General features: G+C 30.6%; 18 protein-coding genes. 12 read left to right on the top strand and 6 right to left on the bottom strand.

Going from position 1 to position 19,893, the window contains the following annotated elements; genetic code table 11:
- The first annotated feature begins 19 nt into the window (after window positions 1-19).
- The 10 genes from ACAM30_RS08315 (at window position 20) to ACAM30_RS08360 (ending at window position 12,089) form a co-directional block, all read left to right on the top strand.
- A complete protein-coding gene (locus tag ACAM30_RS08315) occupies window positions 20-1,300 on the top strand; it encodes a flippase (RefSeq protein ID WP_369618068.1) in 1,281 nt (426 codons plus the stop codon).
- A gap of 7 nt (window positions 1,301-1,307) precedes the next feature.
- On the top strand, window positions 1,308-2,396 hold the full coding sequence (locus ACAM30_RS08320; RefSeq protein WP_369618069.1) for a glycosyltransferase: 1,089 nt from the start codon (window positions 1,308-1,310) through the stop codon (window positions 2,394-2,396).
- Window positions 2,389-3,771 carry an O-antigen ligase family protein gene (locus tag ACAM30_RS08325; RefSeq protein ID WP_369618070.1) on the top strand — a complete coding sequence of 461 codons (1,383 nt, stop codon included), beginning with the start codon at window positions 2,389-2,391 and terminating at the stop codon, window positions 3,769-3,771. The genes ACAM30_RS08320 and ACAM30_RS08325 overlap by 8 nt, the downstream gene beginning before the upstream one ends.
- Window positions 3,764-4,570 (top strand): glycosyltransferase, encoded by an 807-nt coding sequence (locus ACAM30_RS08330; RefSeq protein ID WP_369618071.1) that lies wholly within the window; start codon window positions 3,764-3,766, stop codon window positions 4,568-4,570. Before ACAM30_RS08325 ends, ACAM30_RS08330 begins: the two co-directional genes overlap by 8 nt.
- Complete coding sequence (locus tag ACAM30_RS08335; RefSeq protein ID WP_369618072.1) at window positions 4,554-5,756, top strand: O-antigen ligase family protein; 1,203 nt, start codon at window positions 4,554-4,556, stop codon at window positions 5,754-5,756. Before ACAM30_RS08330 ends, ACAM30_RS08335 begins: the two co-directional genes overlap by 17 nt.
- Window positions 5,749-6,915, top strand: coding sequence for a glycosyltransferase (locus ACAM30_RS08340; RefSeq protein ID WP_369618073.1), 1,167 nt, complete (start codon window positions 5,749-5,751; stop codon window positions 6,913-6,915). The genes ACAM30_RS08335 and ACAM30_RS08340 overlap by 8 nt, the downstream gene beginning before the upstream one ends.
- Window positions 6,916-6,967: 52 nt before the next feature.
- The gene (locus tag ACAM30_RS08345; RefSeq protein WP_369618074.1) at window positions 6,968-7,705 is read left to right on the top strand and encodes a hypothetical protein; all 738 of its coding nucleotides are present in this window, start codon (window positions 6,968-6,970) and stop codon (window positions 7,703-7,705) included.
- 16 nt (window positions 7,706-7,721) lie between these two features.
- The gene (locus ACAM30_RS08350) at window positions 7,722-8,084 is read left to right on the top strand and encodes a hypothetical protein (RefSeq protein ID WP_369618075.1); all 363 of its coding nucleotides are present in this window, start codon (window positions 7,722-7,724) and stop codon (window positions 8,082-8,084) included.
- Entirely contained in the window at window positions 8,077-10,989 is a 2,913-nt protein-coding gene (locus ACAM30_RS08355) for a zinc-dependent metalloprotease (RefSeq protein WP_369618076.1), read from the top strand. Before ACAM30_RS08350 ends, ACAM30_RS08355 begins: the two co-directional genes overlap by 8 nt.
- Before the next feature lie 116 nt (window positions 10,990-11,105).
- Window positions 11,106-12,089 (top strand): UDP-glucuronic acid decarboxylase family protein, encoded by a 984-nt coding sequence (locus ACAM30_RS08360; RefSeq protein ID WP_369618077.1) that lies wholly within the window; start codon window positions 11,106-11,108, stop codon window positions 12,087-12,089.
- 56 nt (window positions 12,090-12,145) lie between these two features.
- On the opposite strand, the gene ACAM30_RS08365 is transcribed toward ACAM30_RS08360, so the two are convergent.
- The 4 genes from ACAM30_RS08365 to ACAM30_RS08380 all read right to left on the bottom strand — a co-directional run bounded on the left by ACAM30_RS08365 (window position 12,146) and on the right by ACAM30_RS08380 (window position 16,403).
- Window positions 12,146-13,333, bottom strand: coding sequence for a glycosyltransferase family 4 protein (locus tag ACAM30_RS08365; protein WP_369618078.1), 1,188 nt, complete (start codon window positions 13,331-13,333; stop codon window positions 12,146-12,148).
- Window positions 13,333-14,421 carry a non-hydrolyzing UDP-N-acetylglucosamine 2-epimerase gene (wecB, locus tag ACAM30_RS08370; RefSeq protein ID WP_369618079.1) on the bottom strand — a complete coding sequence of 363 codons (1,089 nt, stop codon included), beginning with the start codon at window positions 14,419-14,421 and terminating at the stop codon, window positions 13,333-13,335. The genes ACAM30_RS08365 and wecB overlap by 1 nt, the downstream gene beginning before the upstream one ends.
- A 106-nt stretch (window positions 14,422-14,527) precedes the next feature.
- On the bottom strand, window positions 14,528-15,049 hold the full coding sequence (locus tag ACAM30_RS08375) for an ORF6N domain-containing protein (protein WP_369618080.1): 522 nt from the start codon (window positions 15,047-15,049) through the stop codon (window positions 14,528-14,530).
- A gap of 43 nt (window positions 15,050-15,092) precedes the next feature.
- Window positions 15,093-16,403 carry a phenylacetate--CoA ligase family protein gene (locus ACAM30_RS08380; RefSeq protein WP_369618081.1) on the bottom strand — a complete coding sequence of 437 codons (1,311 nt, stop codon included), beginning with the start codon at window positions 16,401-16,403 and terminating at the stop codon, window positions 15,093-15,095.
- 134 nt (window positions 16,404-16,537) lie between these two features.
- Here ACAM30_RS08380 and purD point away from each other — a divergent pair, with 134 nt between their 5' ends.
- Window positions 16,538-17,812 carry a phosphoribosylamine--glycine ligase gene (purD, locus tag ACAM30_RS08385; protein WP_369618082.1) on the top strand — a complete coding sequence of 425 codons (1,275 nt, stop codon included), beginning with the start codon at window positions 16,538-16,540 and terminating at the stop codon, window positions 17,810-17,812.
- Between the two features lie 41 nt (window positions 17,813-17,853).
- On the opposite strand, the gene ACAM30_RS08390 is transcribed toward purD, so the two are convergent.
- A complete protein-coding gene (locus ACAM30_RS08390) occupies window positions 17,854-18,084 on the bottom strand; it encodes a hypothetical protein (protein ID WP_025571310.1) in 231 nt (76 codons plus the stop codon).
- A gap of 140 nt (window positions 18,085-18,224) precedes the next feature.
- Here ACAM30_RS08390 and ACAM30_RS08395 point away from each other — a divergent pair, with 140 nt between their 5' ends.
- Entirely contained in the window at window positions 18,225-19,154 is a 930-nt protein-coding gene (locus ACAM30_RS08395; protein WP_369618083.1) for a DUF6427 family protein, read from the top strand.
- On the opposite strand, the gene upp is transcribed toward ACAM30_RS08395, so the two are convergent.
- Window positions 19,149-19,802 (bottom strand): uracil phosphoribosyltransferase, encoded by a 654-nt coding sequence (upp, locus tag ACAM30_RS08400; RefSeq protein WP_369618084.1) that lies wholly within the window; start codon window positions 19,800-19,802, stop codon window positions 19,149-19,151. The two genes, ACAM30_RS08395 and upp, sit on opposite strands and share 6 nt — an antisense overlap.
- Window positions 19,803-19,893 lie beyond the last annotated feature (91 nt).

The following is a 19,893-nucleotide window of genomic DNA, read 5'->3' on the forward strand; positions in this document are numbered from 1 at the left end:
AATAATACATAAATAAATATTGAAACTAATTTTTGATATATTTCAGCGATGTAAAAAGCATAAAAATTTAGCTTCAAATTTCGTGTATCTTTCTATTCTTCAAGGATTAAATTTGCTTTTACCTTTAATTACTTTTCCTTATTTAATCCGAGTATTAGGTGTTGAGTATTTCGGACTATTGTCATTTTCTTTTGCATTTGTTACCTATTTTCAAATTGTTACAGATTATGGCTTTAATGCTACTGGAACTCGTGATATCTCATTAACTATTGACGATTGTGTGAAGCATAATTTAATTTTTAATCAAATTATGTCAGCAAAATTATTTTTAGTGACAGTAAGTTTTATTTTAATGATGACACTTGTGTTTTCATTTGAAATTTTCAGAACATATTGGGTTATATATTTATTTTCATTTGGTTCTATTCTTGGACAGGCAATTTTTCCTGTCTGGTATTTTCAGGGAGTTCAGAAGATGAAATATATTACTTATCTCAACTTAATTACCAAGTTAATTTTTACTATAGCACTTTTTATTTTTGTTAGAGAAAAATCTGATTTTTACCTAGTTCCCGTTTTTAACGCTTTAGGGTTTATATTTGCCGGAGTTTTTGCGTTGTTTTATATACATAAAGATTTTAATATTAGATTTCAAGTACAACCATTAAGTGGTATCATAGAGCAACTTCAAAAATCGAAATATGTATTTTTATCTGAACTTAAAATTTCTTTATTTACGAATACAAATACTTTAATTTTAGGAATTCTAGCAGGAAATCATGCTGTTGGATACTTTTCAGCAGCAGAAAAACTTGTCAGGGCTGTGGGTAATTTTCAAACTCCAATTTCAAATACAATTTTTCCATACCTTTCAAAGGAAATGATTGTTGATAAGTTAAAAACAGTTCAAAAAATAAAGAAAATAACAAAATTTGGAGCCATTTTGTTTTCTGTAATTATAGTCGCATGCTTTTGCTTTGCAGAGCAAATCATAGTAATTATTTATGGTAGTCAAATGTTTCCTGCAGTTCTTTTATTCAGAATAGTAATTCTTATACCCTTGTTATCGTTTTTAGATACGATGTTTGGTAAGCAGATTCTATTAAATTTAGGAAAAGATAAATTATATTTTCGGGTTATATTGTTAGCAACAATTTTAAATTTGATTATTAATTTGGTTTTAACCCAATTATACCAAGAATTCGGTACAGCCATTTCGTTGCTGATCACGCAAATTTTTATAGCCTTAGGAATGTGGTTCTATGCAAGAAAAGAGGTTGATAAAATCGTTCTAAAATAAATTAAGCATGAAACAAATAAAAGTTAGTGTGATTATTCCAGTATATAATGCAGAATCCTTTTTAGAAGATTGTATTAAGTCGCTAACAAATCAAACATTGCAAGAATGCGAGTTTATTTTTATAAATGACGGTTCATTTGATAAAAGTTTGGAAATAATTGAGAAGTATCAAGAACTTGATAAAAGAATTAGAATTATTAATCAGGAAAATGCTGGGCGAAGTATAGCAAGAAATGTTGGAATAATTGCAGCAAAAGGACAGTATATAGGCTTTATAGATTCTGATGATTTTGTGGCAGATGAAATGTTTGAAACTTTGTATAATAGAGTAAGTAAGGAAAATGTGGATTTGGTTGTTTCTAATTATTTTTTAGGAAGAGATAAAAAGTATGTACTTAAAAAAGAAATATTTCCAGTAAATATAGTTTATGATAAAGAGTACATTCAAAAGGAAATTATTTCGAATTTGCTAGAAAGAGAGGATCTTTTTTCAGTTTGGAATAAATTATATAAAAGAGATCTTATTTTAGCTAATAAGATAACTTTTCCAAGTGTGTATGAAGAAGATCAATTGTTTAATTTATTAGCTTTTAATGTAGCGTCAAATGCTCTTTTTATAGATTATTCAGGTTATTTTTACAGAGAAGTTTTTAATGGAGTTTCTAAGAATCTCTTTAAAGTTGATTATTTTGAAATAGCGCGTCAGAAACTTCATTTAAATTATAAAGAAAGATGTGATTTAATACTTTCAGAAGAAGAGATTGATAGACTAAAAGCAATTAGATTTGTTCAGAAAGTTTTTTATTTGATATTTAAGTATGCAACTATAGAAACGTCCTTTTCGGAGAAATTTGAAAAAATAAAAACCATAGCTTTTGATTCCGAAGTTATTAAGGTATCAAAGAAGTATTCTGAAGATATTTTAAATAAACAAGGAGTCTTTGAAGGATTAGTTTTGAAAATTATAAAAAACAAATCTGAGAAGGGTTTGTATTTATTAGTTTTAATGGCTAAAGTTATGTATCATTCAAGAATCTCAGAAGTGGCCCGAAATCTAAATAATCTGAAAATCAAAAAACTTAAAAGTATTGCTTAGAAAATTATATACAATATTATTCTTTTTAGGATTTTTCTTTTTTCCATTCAATACTTATGAAGGAATTCCTTTGCTTGGCGAATTTAAAAGTGAGGCTGGTGCTATTTTTTTAATTGCGGGATTTTTGGTTTTGTGTGTTGACATTGTCTGTTCCGGAAAAATTCATATACCTTATAGAAATCTTATTTTTCAATTAGTAATGTTTTTTCTAGTTTGGTGTTTGATTACCACTCTATTAAATGTAAATACTGTTTTATCTAATTATTTTAAACAAACAGGCGGTATAAATAGATTTATAAGACAATATTTTGCTTTATTATTATCAATTTTAGTGTTTTTGATTTTGTATATCAATGTTTTGGCTAAAATGCATTTGAAAGAAATTCTTTTTAAAATCAGGAAAATTTTTCTTTGGTCTTTAGTAGTAGCTTCTGTCTGTGGCTTTCTTCAAATTTTAATTTCCACAGTAGGATATCATTTTTTTTACAAAATTCTGGAGTTGTTCAATTATTTTCCATTTTTAGAAGTTAATCTTTTTCCTCAAGAAAGAATTTCATCAATATGCTATGAACCACCATTCCTCGCAATTTATTTAATTACAATTTCAGGATGGATGTTTAGTTACATTATTACTAGTAATAATCCTTGCAGATTTTTACCTACAATTTGTATTTTAGTTTTAACTTATTTTTCAGGATCTCGTACTGGACTTGTTGTAATTTTTATTCAGTTAATGATTTTTTCAGTTTTTCTGTATAAAGACCAAAAATTCAAGAAATATATTATAAATTTTGGATTAGTATTTTCTCTTTTTTTTAGTGTGTTATTAGTTTTAAACGGAGAAAAAGTACTAAAATCTGTATCTGAAAAAATGGATTCTTTAGACTTTAAAAAGAATCTCACAAAAAGTGTTTCTAATCAATCACGATTCGGAATGCAATATGCTTCTTTGCAGGTGTTTTTAGAAAATCCGATTATTGGTGTAGGATTTGGTCAGCAAACCTACCATAGCAGAACACATTATCCAATATGGGCAACTCGAAACAATTATGAATTTACATTGTTTTATAAGAATAAAAAAGAAAGAGCATTTCCACCTGGATATAATATCTATACTCGTTTGATGGCAGAGACAGGATTAGTTGGAATTATATTGTTCTTAATGATACTTTATTTTTCAATTAATGAAATACGACTATTAATAAAAATAGCTAAGGGAGAAGAAAAAGTTCTCTTAATGATTCTTCTTATTTCACTTATTGGTTTATATGTAAATTGGTTTCAAATAGATACTTTTAGAATGTATGGTGTTTGGTTAAGTTTGGCAATTTTAATTAGAATGAGAAAAAAATCAAATTTAGCAGAAAATGAATAAGATTGTACTTTTGATTCCCTACTATAATAATTCTATTGGGTTAATAAAATCACTGAATTCGATTGATGCTAGTGAAGAATTGGACATTATCATCGTAGATGACGGAAGTAAAAATAAATTTGATGAGGTAATACTTCGAAAGAATTTTAAAGCAAAAGGAACTCTTTATTTCGAATATTTCAAGAAAAATCAGGGAATTGAATTTGCATTAAATCATGGACTTAAAATTAGTCTTGAAAAAGGATATAAATACACCGCAAGACTAGATTGTGGAGATGTTTGTTTAGGAAAACGATTTGCTATTCAGGCCGCATTTTTAGATCAAAATACTGAAGTAAAAATTGTAGGCTCAAATGTATTGGCAGTTGATAACAATGATAATTATTTGTATTCAATTAATTTACCATTAAATGATAAAGAAATAAAAAATAAGATGTATTTCAACTCTATGTTAATTCATCCGGCAATATTATTTACTACATCGATTATAAATGCTATAGGATTTTATTCTACAAATCATAAATCTGCAGAGGATTTTGCTTTCTTTTTTGCTATTTCAAAAAAGTTTAAAATGGCTAACATTGAGCAATATTTGACCCAAATTGAAATTAATGACAAAGGTATTTCTATTCAAAAAAGAAGACAACAGGTAAAAGCGAGAATACAAATTATAAAAGAAAATTTTTATTTTGGATATTATCCAATTTATGGACTTATTAGAAATTATATATTATTGATTATGCCCTATACTATAATTTTAGCAATCAAAAAAAGAGTTAAAAATGAGAGATTTAGTTAAAGAAAAAGGTTTTGAATATCTCATTTACGCCTTATTATTGTCATTGTTTTTTTCGATGGCAATTCCTAATATTATCTTGGCAATTTTATCAATTTGGACAATTATTGATTATAGAAAGTATAGAAATTTAGTATTAAATTTTACCTTCTCATCAAGTGCTATTTTATTGATGTTGTTAACATTTCTTATTGTAAAATCAATTTTTTTTGGTACAATATTACATGATTTTAAAATTCTTAAAGGTTTCTTTTTATTCTTTTGGTTGGCGATTATTTTGAAAAAAGTTAAAGATTTTAATTCTTTTAAAGTGACCGTTTTATGGGGAATAAATGCTGTAATTGTGTGTTCTGTCGTTTTAGTTAGTTTGTTCTTTTTGAGACATCGTATATTACCTTTTTCAAACACTGCAGAGGTAAATGAGTTATTACTTCTTGAGCGACCTTATATTGGCTTTATTGCTGTTTTAGGTCTTTTATTAGCCATTGAAAGAGTATTTATATCAATTAAGTTTAAGTACTTTTGGATAATTAATTCAGTATTATTATTTCTATTTATAATTTTAATTTCGGCCAGGATTTCAATCATCACATTGTTTTTAGTGGCGACGATCTATTTGTTTTTTTATGCTAAAATTAGTTTGATAAAAAAGGTTGCATCCCTTATTTCGTTTATTGTTTTCTTTGGATTAATTGTAGCAACAAATAAAAACATATCGGAGCGTTTTTTTATCAAGAGTAATCTTGAAGAATCACTTAAAGTAGCGTCTGATTATGAACCAAGAATTGTAATCTGGAATTGTGCATTTTCAATGACACAGAAAAGTGATTTTAATTCTTTCATTGGATTTGATGGATATAGTACAGTCTCAGATAATTTTTTAGATTGTTATAGTAATACTATTGAAAATGTATCTAAAAAAGAATATTTTCTCTCAGAAAAATTTAACTCTCACAATCAGTTTATAGATTTTTATTTAATTGGAGGTTTAATTGGCTTAGCACTATTTGTTGCTTTTTTTATTAAATTATTTCTGGAAGTCAGAGAGAATTTTTTTCAAACAGCTATTGTCGCATCTTTTTTATTGTTTTTTTGCGTTGAGAATATATTTTACAGACAATTTGGATGTTACCTTGTGGGGATATTTATTTTAACTTTATCTCACGTTAAGAACAAAGCAAATGAGTAAGATTAAAATTGCACATATTTTGCATTCCGTTGGAGGTGTGGATGTTTCATTGCGACAAATACTTCAAAATATAAACGTGTCAGAGTTTGAAAGTATTGTTCTACATGGAGAATCTGATACTCAGGTTTTATTTCGTGACAAGAATTTTGAACCAGTTAAAGAATTCAAATTGCCCATTCATCGTGAAATTTCAATCCAAAAGGATTTCTTAGCAACGATAAGAGCATTAAAAATCATTCGTAAAGAACGACCAGATTTAATACATTCACACAGTACAAAAGGAGGTGTTATTGCCAGAGTAATTGGTTTTTTGACTGGTATAAAAGTTCTCCATACTCCACAAGCTTTTTCTTATTTATGTACAGATAAAAAAATAAGAAGAACTGCTTTTTTATTTATTGAAAAGCTACTTTCAAAAGGAAACTCAGTTTTACTAGCTTCTTCAGAATCAGAATTGAAACGAGGAATTGATGAAGTAGGTTATCCTAAATCTAAAACAGCACTTTTTAATAATGCAATAGCACCAATTGAAAAAGTTTTTACACTATCCATACCAAAAACATGGCCAGACAAGTACCTCTGTAGTGTAGGAAGGCCATGTTATCAAAAAAATACCGAAGAATTGATACGTGTGTTATACGAAGTTAACAAAACGGAAGATGTGCATTTGGTTTTAGTTGGCGTTGGGCATCATGCAGATCAACTGGAAATCGTTAAGGATTTAGTTTTAAAATTAAATTTAAAGGATAAAATAACTATTTTGAATTGGACTTCAAGAGAAGACGTTTTACATATCACCAGTAAGTCAAAATTATATGTTTCTACATCGAGATATGAAGGATTACCATATGCAATAATTGAAAGTTTAGCATTATCTATCCCAAATGTTGTTTCAGATTGTGATGGAAATCGTGATTTAATAAAGGATAACTTTAACGGATTTTGTATCAAGAATAATGATACAAAAGAATTTAGTCAAAGGATAATTAAATTGTTGAGAGAAGAACATTTGTATAATGAGTTTTCAAGAAATGCAAAAAAAACATTTTTTATAGATCATAATATCAATGAAAAAATAAAGGATCTTGAACTTATTTATAGGGAAGAATTAAGATCATATCGCAACAATTTGATCTATAATATTTTTCGGATTATTTAATGTAATTTTTTTCTTATAATTGTAATAAAATTTAACCATTAGTTTTTAAATTATGAAAAAAATATTTTCGACCATTGCTATTTTTGCTAGTATATTATCTTATTGTCAAAACATTTTTCAAAGTGGTGTTAATGTTGGTATCGGGACAAGTACACCAACAAGTAAATTAGAAATTTACGACATCCTTAATATGAAACTATTATTAGGAGTTATACCTACGGGTAGTGCGGCAAATGAACCTACAATCCTGTTTTCCAGGTGGTCGGGTAACCCAGAAAAAACATATACTTCGAATGCAATTCATACTCTATTTTCCCCAACAGGAACCGATGGAAATAATTTCGGATTAGCTTTTAGTACAATACCTCTTCATGCAAATAATGATTTTTCGGGAGCCAAAGTTAGATTGTTTATAAGTAATAATAACGGTAATGTCGGCATAGGTTCAATCAATCCCGATGAAAAACTAACAGTAAAAGGAAAAATTCATGCTGAGGAAGTAAGAGTGGATTTACAGGTCCCTGCAGATTATGTTTTTCAAAAGTACTACACAGGTAAATCCGATTTAAAATCCGATTATGTGATGCCAACTCTGGCTGAGGTAGAAAAATTCACGAAAGAGAATAATCACTTACCAAGTGTCCCTTCCGCTCAGGAAATAAAAGAAAAAGGACTGCAGGTAGGAGAAATGAGCAACGCACTTTTGCAGAAAATAGAAGAATTAACACTTTACATTATAGAACAAAATAAAAGGATTGAATTACTTGAAGCGAAAGTAAATGATAAGTAATTTTAGAGTTAATTCTATGAGAAAAATTATATTTCTATTTTTTATTTTAGTCGGTTTTCATGTTTCTGCACAAGCGGATACGAATGATTTATGTCAGCAACTTTATGGAAGATGGGAAACTTACTACATTCAACTTCCTTTTGGAATTGATCCTCCAAATAAGAATGAGATATGGATCTTTAATGAAAATGGAACATTAACGATAAATGGTAAAATGAGTGGATATAAATTAGATGAAGATTGTTCTAAATTATATATCGGAAGTGGTACTAAACCTTTTTCTATGGTATTTTTTAAAGATACTTTGTACTTGAATAAAAAAATTATGGTTCACGAGGAACATATTTTACGTTTTAAAAAAACAAAGAAAGATGATTAAAAAAATTACTATTATTCTTTTTATTTTCATATATACATTTTGTCATTCTCAAGAATGTTTGTCAGACCAGTATTTAAGAAAAATTAAAAGCCAAAACCCATTATTAGAAAATAGAATTAAAAAAGTTATATCTACATTTACTAGTAATCAAAAAAGTATTACAAATAAACAATTGAACACTCAAGAAGCAATGATTGCGAGTGATGAAATAATTGTAATTCCTGTAGTTTTTAATATTATTCATAACGGAGAAGCTATAGGGACGGGAAGAAATATTGAACAAAATAAAATAGATGAATTAATTACTATTTTAAATGAAGCCTATAGCGGTAAATATGGGGGTATTGATACTAAGATTAGATTTTGTTTAGCGAAACAGAATACAGTTGGTCAGATAACAACAGGTGTAAATCGTTTTTTGGGTAATTCTACATATGATATGTATGATATCAACACGGAATTTAATTTAATTACAGATCAGAAAATAAAAAAGAATTTTTCTTCTGGTTTTCCAAATAATCTTTTTTTAAATATTTGGGTAGCAGATCTAGTGCGTAATGGATTCAATGATATGCGAGGATATTCCAGTTTTCCATATTCTTTAGAAGATGATCCATCAACGGATGAAGATGAAAGTGCATACAGTCGGTTAGATGGGGTTGTTTTAGATTATCTCCAGATTGGAATCAATACAACAAATCCACCTAATATTAATTCTTCAAATGGAACTGCTGCAGTACATGAAATAGGACATTGGCTAGGGCTTTTTCATACTTTTAAAGATGATGATTCAATAGCATGTAATGAAACTTCTTGTGAGACTCAGGGTGATATGATTTGTGATACTGAAAGCATCCCTTCATCAGGTAATACAAATGTTGCTCCAGGAAATTGTTTGGGATATAATTGCAATGGTCAAATAACAAATGCAGTTCAGAATTTCATGGATTACCAATCAGCTGCACGGTTAATTTGCAGAACAAAATTTACGGTTGGACAGAAAAAGAGAATGAGAGATATTTTATCCTTTTACAGATCTTCATTTTATAGTCAAGGTACATTATTTGATTTTACCGCGTGTAAGGCAAGCTCTTATGGAGGCGGAGGCGGAGGATGTACAGAAGATAGTACTTTACCTTCACAAAGAATATCACGACCAAACATATATCAGGATTTATCACAATTTGTTAATCCTTCTATAAAATTTGGAGAACGTTTAGAAGTAAATGATAAATGGTTAGTAACAATATATAATACAACAGCATATTATGTAACAGGGACACCTCCGCCAACGACTCCAATAGTTAATACTATTCTAATTTATAAAAGAGAAGGTTGTAAATATGCTTTACATCAAATGATTGATGTACCGCTTAATAATTCTCAAAAAACAACTGATTTTGGCTTGTTATTGAATGGAGATGAAATAATAATAAGTTCAGCAGTAACAGATCAAGTTTCTATATGTCGTTTAAATCAATCTAATGATACTTGGAGTATTGTACAGCAAATACAAAATATTTCTTCTACTAGTGAAGTTGGAAACAGCACCTATACCATAGGAAAATTTTTATTTATCTTGGAAAGAAATACTAATGCAGACAATATATTCAGAGTGTATTATAAAAATGATTCAGGAACATATGTATTTCATCAAAATATTGCAGTACCGGGATTTAATCTGCCAAGTTTAGGAAAGAATATTAAATCTGGAAATTTTACAAAAAATATCATCAATTTTAATTCCAGCAGCTTTACAGGATCTTATGATCCACTTGAAATTTTAGTTTCTAACGGTCGTGGAAGTTTTGTAATGTTTGAATTAAACAGCAGTAATGTGTGGAATTTAAAGACCACAGTACAACCTGCTGGATTGTCCAGTTCAGAAGGAGTTCTTGATTTTGAAGTGTCAAATGATTTTATATATGTAATAACGGGCTTAAATCCTAACGGATATTTAAATGATACAATGTATTTGTATACTTTTAAAATTACAGATAGAACAGGAACTAATTTTCCATTTCAGGGGGATTATAATAAACAGGAAATAATTAGTAATACACAGATAAATTCAGATGTTAAATTGAAAGTTTTTAATAATCAATTTTTATTTATTGATAATATTCAATTTGAGCCTTTAGGTTTATTTTACAACTCTAATTTTGGATCCGCAAGTTTACCAAATTGGCAGAGGAATAATAAGAAAAAGATAACGTGTGCTAATCGTGTTGGTGATCCGGATGATTTCGAAGTGTTTGGAAACTTGTTGTTTTACGGATATGGAGGAGCGACCATTAATATATATAATTTGTCAGATATTCTTACTAGAGAAGGTTATGATCAAACGTTTATTGATAATTCAGATTTTTACAACAAAAAAGTAAATATTATGCCATCTGATTATTCAACATCAGCACAAATTATAACAATTGGAGAGTCTAATAAAATAGAGTTTAATTATGTTGAAAAAGAATTTATCGCTAATAATAGAGTTGTTTTAAAGCCTGGGACAATAATATCTGGAGGTTCAAAAGTCAAGTTAAAAATCACAGACATTTATGGTCTTTGTAATTCAATTGTAGCTTCTAAGAAAAGTAATGAAAAACTAGATTTTAGGGACGATGAATATTTAAGTACAACTGAACTCGAAAAGACGATTGAAAGAGAGGGCAAGGCTATTCTTTCACCAAATCCGAATAACGGTGTTTTTACAATATCTTTTGGAATAAAGGAGGGAACATTAGTTAATTGTATTATTTATGATAGTACCGGAAAGATAATGTTTTCAGATCATACAGATAAATCAGTAATGAGTGTAAATTTACCACATTTGCAAACTGGTGTATATTTGATTAGACTAACGGGCAATAATTATAATGAAACAATCAAATTCATAAAACAATAGTACATTTGTTTTTTTAATATTTTTAAAACTGCCTAATTATTTTTTAGGCAGTTTTTTTATAGAATAGTTTTTATAATTTACAAATCAGTTACATTTGCGAGGTATAAATAATTACTATGAAAAGAATACTTATTACAGGAGCTGCTGGATTTCTGGGATCGCATTTATGTGATCGTTTTATCAAAGAAGGATATTATGTTATCGGAATGGATAATTTGATTACCGGAGATCTTAAAAACATAGAGCATTTATTCAAGTTAGAGCATTTCGAATTTTACCATCACGATATCACCAAGTTTGTACATATTCCGGGTGAGTTAGATTATATTTTACATTTTGCATCACCGGCAAGCCCGATTGATTATTTAAAAATTCCGATTCAGACCTTAAAAGTTGGATCTCTTGGGACACATAATTTGTTGGGATTAGCGCGTGTAAAAAAAGCGAGAATTTTAATTGCGTCGACATCTGAAGTTTACGGAGATCCGTTGGTTCACCCGCAAACGGAGGAGTACTATGGAAATGTAAATACCATTGGACCACGCGGGGTTTATGATGAGGCCAAACGCTTTCAGGAATCAATCACCATGGCTTATCATACTTTTCATGGTGTAGAGACTAGAATCGTACGTATTTTTAATACTTATGGTCCAAGAATGCGTCTGAACGACGGACGTGTTATTCCGGCTTTTATCGGACAGGCATTACGCGGGGAAGATTTAACCATTTTTGGAGATGGAATGCAAACGCGTTCTTTCTGTTATGTAGATGATCAGGTGGAAGGTATTTTCAGACTTTTGCATTCAGATTATGTATATCCTGTTAATATTGGAAATCCGGATGAAATCACGATTAAGGATTTTGCAGAAGAGATCATTAAATTAACAGGAACCAATCAAAAGGTAGTCTACCATCCATTACCCATAAATGATCCGTTACAACGTCAGCCAGACACCACAAAAGCGAAAGAACTATTGGGTTGGGAAGCAAAAGTAAGCCGCTCTGAAGGAATGAAAATTACTTATGATTATTTCAGATCACTTTCAAAAGAAGAACTTTCAAAAGAAGAACACAAAGATTTTTCGAACTATATCAAATAAGAAAATTTAAACGGGCAATTACTCTTGAAATAATTGCCCGTTTTTTATTAAGTTGCTTAAAAAGCATTTTTTTCGATGAGTTCCTTCATTTGCTGATTCAGATTAAAATGATTTTTGGCATGAAGAAAAATAGCCTTTTTCATCTTCTGTATTTCTGCTTTATCTAGTGCCGAGATTGCTTCTATCGTTGTATTTAATTGTTGGAAATCTTCAACGGGAACTACCCAACCAAGGTTATTCTCTTCTACAATATTTTCTCCTTCACCTCCTCCATAGTAAAGTATTGGAAATCCTAATGCACTATATTCAAATATTTTGGACGGTACAGAGCCGTAAATTCTCGTTTTGAGCGGAACAAGGGCAATATCTAAATTTTTCAAAGTTTCGTGCAAAACGTTTCGTTCTAACATTCCGTGAAAAACAATTTTTTGAGTTGGATTTTGGCTGAGATAATTCACAATCTGAATTTTCTCGGCACCATCACCAAAAATATGCAGTTCGATGTTACCATTTTCTAAGTTCAATTGCTGAATAAGTTCAAAAACCCCTTGCGCAACGCCTAACAATCCGGCATAGAATAATTTAATAGGTTCGTTTGAATTGTTTTTTTCTTCCAGGAAGTCTTCTACAAAATGATCCGGGTAATTGCGATATAGAAAGCATTTTTTTTCAGGAAAGATGGAATGAATATGAGCAATAATCTCATTAGACTGACCAAAAATATGCGTTGCTTTTTTGTAAATAAAACGTTCAATAAAAAGCAAGATTTTGTGCGAAATACTGTTTTTCTTCAGTACTTGCAGTTCAATCGCAGCAGTTGGCCAAAGATCAGAAACATTTAGGATTATTGTTTTTCTTTTGAGCCAAAGTACAAAAACAGAGACGAAAGAAAGTAATAGCGGAGGAGATTGTACAATTACTTTTTTAGGTGTTTTGGCAAACAACAAATAAAAAAATAAGGTACTCGAAAACGACAGTGTCGAGACAATTCGTTTAAAGATATTCGAACTGTTACTCGGATAGATCCAAAGACGTTTTAAGGTAATATTCTGGATTTTTTCGGTAATAGAAAACCGGCCTTTATATTCCGGAAATAATTCGCCTTTTGGATAATTTGGAAGAGGAGAAATTACGGAAACTTCATAACCATTCTGATCCAATTTTAAAGCCAGTTGTTCTATTCTATTAGCCGCAGCACCTTTTTCGGGTGGATAATAGTTTGATATAATTAGAATATCCTTCATTATTTTTTTCCCAGTAAAATTGAAACAATTCGTTCCGATGCTTTTCCGTCCCATAAATCAGGTATACCACTTTTCTTGGGACCATTTTTTAAAAATAAACCATATACTTTTTGTAGATTTTCTAATGACGTTCCTACAATAGTATTCGATCCAATAGTTTCGGTTTCAGGACGTTCGGTGTTATTTCGCATTGTAAAGCAAGGAATTCCCATAACGGTTGTTTCCTCAGAAATACCACCGCTATCAGTAATAACGGCAAAACTGTTTTGTATTAAATACATGAAATTCAGATAGCCTTGTGGAGCAACAAAGAGAATATTTTTAAACTCAGTTGAGCTTTCGCTTAAGATAGCTTGTGTTCTGGGATGAATAGGAAACAGTATTTTTTTGTCGTGAACTAAATCATCAATTCCATGAAGTAAAGCTATAAGAGAAGAAACTTCATCAACATTTCCCGGACGATGTAAGGTTAGAACAATGTAGTTTTTTTCACTAAGCTGATGTTCTTCCCAAAAATCAGGTGCCGAAATTCTATTGATGTTCTGGTATAAAGTATCGATCATAACATTTCCTACGAAATGTACATTCTCAGGATTTGATCCTAATTTTAGCAGATTTTCTGAAGCGGATGTTGAGGTTGTAAAAAAATAATCGGTAATGCTATCGGTTAACATTCTGTTGATTTCTTCGGGCATTGTTAAGTCTCCGGAACGAATTCCAGCTTCAACGTGTGCCACTTTCGTATGGCATTTTTTAGCTACAATTGAACAGGCCATAGTTGAATTTACGTCGCCAACAACCAGAACTAAATCACAAGGATTTTGAATGAGTTCTTTTTCGAAAGCAATCATAATTGCAGCTGTTTGTTCTGCCTGAGAACCACTTTTTACTTCCAGATTTACATTTGGTTTCGGAATATTTAATTCTTCGAAAAAGGTATCACTTAAGTTTTTATCGTAATGCTGCCCGGTATGAACCAAACGAAAGGAAACATCAATGCCTTCATTTTGCTTGTCTTTTATAGCATTAATAAGAGGTGCTATTTTTATAAAATTAGGTCTTGCACCTGCGATTAGGGTGATTTTCATGGGACGATTAAATTCTTTCTAAAAACATTCTTTCGGCAAAAGTAAAGTTTAAATTGGAATTTAATCAGAATGGAATAATTTCTTAAATAGTGAACTGTGAATTTGCTTATTTTTTATAACCAATTTTTACTCTTTTATTTCCGTCTTCTTTTTTCTCGGTTAATTCATCTAAATAAGAAAAAACCAATTCGATATTTTTATCATGATTCTCTAACTTCTTTTGAATCTGAAGAATATCAACTTTAATTTCAGTTGTATCCAGCAGCATTTCTCTCACTTTTGTAAAAATACGCATAATCTGAATATTAGTTTGAATGGCTTTATCGCTTTTTAAAACGCTTGATAACATTAAGATTCCATGTTCAGTAAATGCAAAAGGTAATATTCGCGTTCCTCCCCAACTTGAGGTCACAATTTGTGACCTCAAGTTATTAAATTCACTTTGTGATAATTCAAACATGAAATCTTCAGGAAATCTGGATAAATTCCTTTTAACAGCTTGTTTTAAAACCTTGGTTTCAATTTCATAAAGCAAAGCAAGATCACGATCAAGCATTACTTTTTGATTGCGTATATAGTATATTTTATTAGAAATAGTTTCTGAAGAAAGTAAAGAATGGTCTTTCATACGTTTTCATTAAAAAAAAACAAATGTAAGATTTTATTTATATTTATAAGTAAGATTTGAACTGTTTTAATTTTCCGCTTTTGCTTCTGTCTAAAACTGTTTTTCGGGTAAAGTTGAAAGTTAAATTAGGTTCTAAATAGACAGAAATTGCCTTTTCTATCTTTTGAATCTGAGTTGTATTTAATTCAATATCACTAACATATTCAATTTCAAAAGTATTTAATTGTGTTTGTTTGATGGTAAATTCTTTAACGTTTCCATCGTCTTCAATAATGCTTTTAGTAACATAATAAAAGGTTAAACCCGGTGCTTTTTTCCCACTGGGTAAGACAGCAATATCATTGGTCCTTCCAATAAGTTTTTTTAAAATGGGTTTTTGTGGCGTACTTTTCTCATCCAGAATTCCGATATCACCAATATCATATCTTATAAATGGATGTGCCTTATTGAACAAAGATGTAATCACAATACGGCCTTCTTTCCCATATGGAAGAGCCTGATTGTTTTCATCCAGAATTTCTACAAAAAGTGTTTCCGAATTAACCTGCCATTCTCCTTTTAAGTTTTCAAAAGCAATCAAATCGAGTTCTGAAGCGCCATATTCATTAATAACAGGAACATTAAATTGCTTTTCTAAGAGTTTTTTATCGGATTCAAAAAGCATCTCCGAAGTAACAAAACAGGCTTTTAAAGAGGGACAAACGTCTTTTAAAATAAGATTTTTTTGTTCTAAATATTTAGCAAATAACACGATTGAACTTGTGTAACCGTTGATATAATCGAATTTTTTAGTTTTGAATTTTCGTAAAAACTTTTCAAGAACTGCATCCGATAAATCAAAAACCGGAAACCGGAAACGATGAGTCAAAAAATCCTTTATCCGTTCTTTATAATATCCGGCAAAATTCATTGGAATACCATAAAAACGAGCTTGATACGAGCGATTAAAATCGATATTGTACCAGCCAAAACGCATGAAAATCGAAGTCCAGGTTAGGGCATGACAAGGCTTATCTTTGGCAAAAACAAAAGGAGTTCCACTGGATCCGGACGTTTTGTTGAGGTACACATTTTTTAAGGTGTAGCCTTTTGAAAGCCTTTCTTTGAGCGGTCTTTGTAAATTTTGCTTGTTCAGGATGGGTAAATTTTTCCATTCCAATTTTGTGTTACCTCCAACCAATTCCAGATAGAAAGAATTGTTTTCCAAATGAAAAGCTACGATTTCTTCTTTTCTGTTCTGAAGAAAATGTGCATATTGTTCCTCCGATAAATTTCTGATTTCATCCAATTGTGTTTTGGCTTTCTTTATCGGAAAACCATTTAATTGCAGCGAAATATCGAAAAGAGAAATCATTTGAGGAGCTAATTTTCGTCAAAAATAATACTATCAAATTACTAACAGAGAACAATCAACAACTTTTTAAGATTTAATTATTTTTTACGTGTAAAAGCAATTATTTTTGCACCACAACTAAATACAACTACATCATGACAATTTTACTATTGGGATCGGGCGGAAGAGAGCATGCTTTTGCCTGGAAAATGACTCAGAGCCCGCTTTGCGAAAAACTTTTTGTTGCACCTGGAAATGCTGGAACTTCGGCAATTGCTACAAACGTTGCAATGTCTCCAACAGATTTTGATGCAATCAAAGCATTTGTAATTCAGGAGAATGTAAAAATGGTAGTCGTAGGCCCGGAAGATCCTTTGGTTAAAGGGATTTACGATTATTTTAAAAACGATGAGAGTTTACAACATATTCCGGTTATCGGGCCATCAAAATTAGGAGCTCAGTTAGAAGGAAGTAAAGAGTTTGCCAAAGAGTTTTTAATGAAGCATAATATTCCAACTGCTGCTTATGACAGTTTTACGGCTGAAACGGTAGAGAAAGGATGTGCTTTTTTAGAAACATTACAACCTCCATACGTTTTAAAGGCAGATGGTTTAGCGGCAGGAAAAGGAGTTTTGATTATTCAGGATTTAGAAGAAGCTAAAACAGAATTAAGAAACATGCTGGTTCACGAAAAATTCGGAGCAGCGAGTTCAAAAGTGGTAATCGAAGAATTTTTGGACGGAATTGAATTAAGCTGTTTTGTTTTGACTGACGGGAAAAGCTATAAAATACTTCCAACAGCAAAAGATTACAAACGTATTGGTGAAGGCGATACAGGTTTAAATACAGGCGGAATGGGAGCTGTTTCTCCGGTTCCTTATGTGGATGCAGTTTTGATGGAAAAAATTGAAACACGTATTGTAAAACCAACAATTGAAGGGTTTCAGAAGGACGGAATTGAATATAAAGGATTTGTATTTATTGGTTTGATCAATGTAAAAAATGAACCAATCGTAATTGAGTACAACGTAAGAATGGGAGATCCTGAGACTGAAGTTGTAGTACCAAGATTAGAATCTGATCTAGTGGAATTGTTCCTTTCGGTAGCCAATCAAAAATTAGATACATTCGAATTAAAAGTTGATCCAAGAAGTGCCACTACTATTATGGTGGTTTCCGGTGGATATCCTGAAGAATTTGAAAAAGGAAAAGTAATTACAGGTTTAGAAAATATTGAAGATTCTATTGTTTTTCATGCAGGTACAAAATTAGAAAACGATAGTATCGTGAGTAATGGAGGACGTGTGTTAACCGTAACGTCTTATGGAGACGATTTCCAACAGGCCATAAAAAAATCTTACCAAAACATAGATAAACTAAGCTTTGATAAGATGTATTTTAGAAAAGATATCGGCTTCGATCTAATTTAAAAATAAATGGTGACCAACCCTTTTAATTAAGGGTTTGGTTTTTATTTTAAAAATGAATGAGCTGTTGTATCTTGGTTTTCAGTTCCGGCATCATCAAAAATGCGTAATTGTTTAATCCAATATACAATTGCTGCAGAGCAGATAATCATGAAAATCCAGTTGATAGTGTTTGCACCAAACCATGTAATTAATTCCAAACGACGTAAAAAATCAAGAGGAGCAAACAAAATGTTAACGAATAAGTATTGAATTCCTTCAAAAAAAGCTGTCATAATTTATAAAATTATATGTTATTTATTGTTGTGTAACGCGTTGAAACCAGAAGTCTGTTAGCAGAATCTTTTTTCAACTTGTTGGTTTTCCTTTTTAAACAAGTATTATATTTACAATCACAAAAGTATAAAATATCCTTATGATAACAAGTGTTTTTAAAAAATCTACGCCATTAAATTATTCATTGGTTGTAATTTTAATACTGGTTTTCTTTTTTCTGTTTCAAATTCAGGAACCTTCCTGGATAACATCTTATTTTTTGGTATTCCAAAAAGTAAGCTTGTTGTGCTTTATTCTGGCCTCCTTTTTTCTGATAAATTTTATCGTAAAAAAGAACGGACTCAGTAAAGACAATGGATACGCGATATTTTTCTATTTATTGTTTTTATTGTTTTTCCCCGCCATATTTAACAATGCCAATGTAATATATGGTAACTTTTTTATACTATTGGCACTTCGAAGATTGATTTCGCTGCAGTCGCTGAAAGCTTCTAAGGAAAAAATATTTGATGCATCATTTTGGATTTTAATAGCTTCTTTATTTCAATTTTGGTGTATTCTTTTCCTGATTTTAGTTTTTATCTCAATAGTTTTCCATGTTTCCAGAGATTATAGAAACTGGATTTTACCTTTTATAGCGCTTGTAGCAGTCTCCATAATCTTTTTATTGGTCTCTTTAATTTTTCATATCGACATCACAGATTTTTTTCAGAAACGTGCCGTAATCGATTTTAACATTGATTATTTCAAGAGCAATTATGAAAACGGAGCACTTTCAATCTATGTAGCCGTAGCCTTATTTTTTGTAGTTTCGATGCTGACTACATTGTCAAATCGACCACAAATAGTGCATTCTTCATACAAAAAAGTGGTAGCTTGTTTCTTTATTGCAGCCTTTGTTTATATTCTATCGCCGGATAAAAGTAACGATTTACTCTTTTTTAGTGTTGCGCCCTTGACTATTATGGCAGCAAGTCATGTAGAATATATGCAACAAAAACTCAATAACGAAATTGTTTTTTATGTGTTGATTTTGTGCAGTTTATTTACATTTTTTTCTCAATTATAATTTACTTCCGTAAGCAAGATCTCCGGCATCGCCAAGACCCGGAACAATGTAATTTTTTTCATTTAGCTTTTCATCTAAAGAAGCGACCCATAAGTGACAGTTTTCCGGAAGATTTTCTTCCAGGAAAGCAACGCCTTCCGGTGCCGCAATAACTACAACAATATGAATCTCTTTTGGAGTGGCATTTTGAATTAGTTTTTCGTGAACAGCAACGATAGACTGACCCGTTGCCAACATTGGATCAAGAAGTAAAACGGTCTTGTTGTTTATGTTTGAAACAGCCTGGTATTCAACCCGAATTTCGAATTCGGCATCGTTATTGGGATGGTATCGACAAGCCGAAACAAAACTGTTTTCGGCATGGTCAAAGTAATTTAGAAAACCATTATGCAGCGGCAAACCGGCTCTTAAAATAGAACATAAAACTAAATCACTCTCTATTTCAGTCGTATTTTTAATGCCAAGCGGAGTTTGGATTTCAACATTTTTATAAGCCAGATCCTTGCTCAGTTCATAAGCCATAATCTCGCCGATTCGTTCAATATTTCTTCGGAAACGCATGCTGTCGTTCTGAACATTAACATTTCTGATTTGGCCTAAAAAGTGATTTAATACGCTGTTATTTTTGGAGATATAATGAATTTTCATACTGAATTTTTAGAATTATGGATAGATTGTTGTGCAATAACGAAAAATTAATCGTTTTCTTCACACCATAAAAGTATAAAAAGTATCTTTG

The organism is Flavobacterium sp. CFS9 (assembly GCF_041154745.1).
GTDB lineage: Bacteria > Bacteroidota > Bacteroidia > Flavobacteriales > Flavobacteriaceae > Flavobacterium.

Excerpts from the sequence above, each read along its gene's own strand:
- ACAM30_RS08320 (WP_369618069.1), top strand. The coding sequence starts at position 1,308 with ATGAAACAAATAAAAGTTAGTGTGATTATTCCAGTATATAATGCAGAA.
- ACAM30_RS08330 (WP_369618071.1), top strand. The coding sequence starts at position 3,764 with ATGAATAAGATTGTACTTTTGATTCCCTACTATAATAATTCTATTGGG.
- ACAM30_RS08335 (WP_369618072.1), top strand. The coding sequence starts at position 4,554 with ATGAGAGATTTAGTTAAAGAAAAAGGTTTTGAATATCTCATTTACGCC.
- ACAM30_RS08340 (WP_369618073.1), top strand. The coding sequence starts at position 5,749 with ATGAGTAAGATTAAAATTGCACATATTTTGCATTCCGTTGGAGGTGTG.
- ACAM30_RS08345 (WP_369618074.1), top strand. The coding sequence starts at position 6,968 with ATGAAAAAAATATTTTCGACCATTGCTATTTTTGCTAGTATATTATCT.
- ACAM30_RS08350 (WP_369618075.1), top strand. The coding sequence starts at position 7,722 with ATGAGAAAAATTATATTTCTATTTTTTATTTTAGTCGGTTTTCATGTT.
- ACAM30_RS08355 (WP_369618076.1), top strand. The coding sequence starts at position 8,077 with ATGATTAAAAAAATTACTATTATTCTTTTTATTTTCATATATACATTT.
- ACAM30_RS08360 (WP_369618077.1), top strand. The coding sequence starts at position 11,106 with ATGAAAAGAATACTTATTACAGGAGCTGCTGGATTTCTGGGATCGCAT.
- ACAM30_RS08365 (WP_369618078.1), bottom strand. The coding sequence starts at position 13,333 with ATGAAGGATATTCTAATTATATCAAACTATTATCCACCCGAAAAAGGT.
- wecB (WP_369618079.1), bottom strand. The coding sequence starts at position 14,421 with ATGAAAATCACCCTAATCGCAGGTGCAAGACCTAATTTTATAAAAATA.
- ACAM30_RS08375 (WP_369618080.1), bottom strand. The coding sequence starts at position 15,049 with ATGAAAGACCATTCTTTACTTTCTTCAGAAACTATTTCTAATAAAATA.
- ACAM30_RS08380 (WP_369618081.1), bottom strand. The coding sequence starts at position 16,403 with ATGATTTCTCTTTTCGATATTTCGCTGCAATTAAATGGTTTTCCGATA.
- purD (WP_369618082.1), top strand. The coding sequence starts at position 16,538 with ATGACAATTTTACTATTGGGATCGGGCGGAAGAGAGCATGCTTTTGCC.
- ACAM30_RS08390 (WP_025571310.1), bottom strand. The coding sequence starts at position 18,084 with ATGACAGCTTTTTTTGAAGGAATTCAATACTTATTCGTTAACATTTTG.
- ACAM30_RS08395 (WP_369618083.1), top strand. The coding sequence starts at position 18,225 with ATGATAACAAGTGTTTTTAAAAAATCTACGCCATTAAATTATTCATTG.
- upp (WP_369618084.1), bottom strand. The coding sequence starts at position 19,802 with ATGAAAATTCATTATATCTCCAAAAATAACAGCGTATTAAATCACTTT.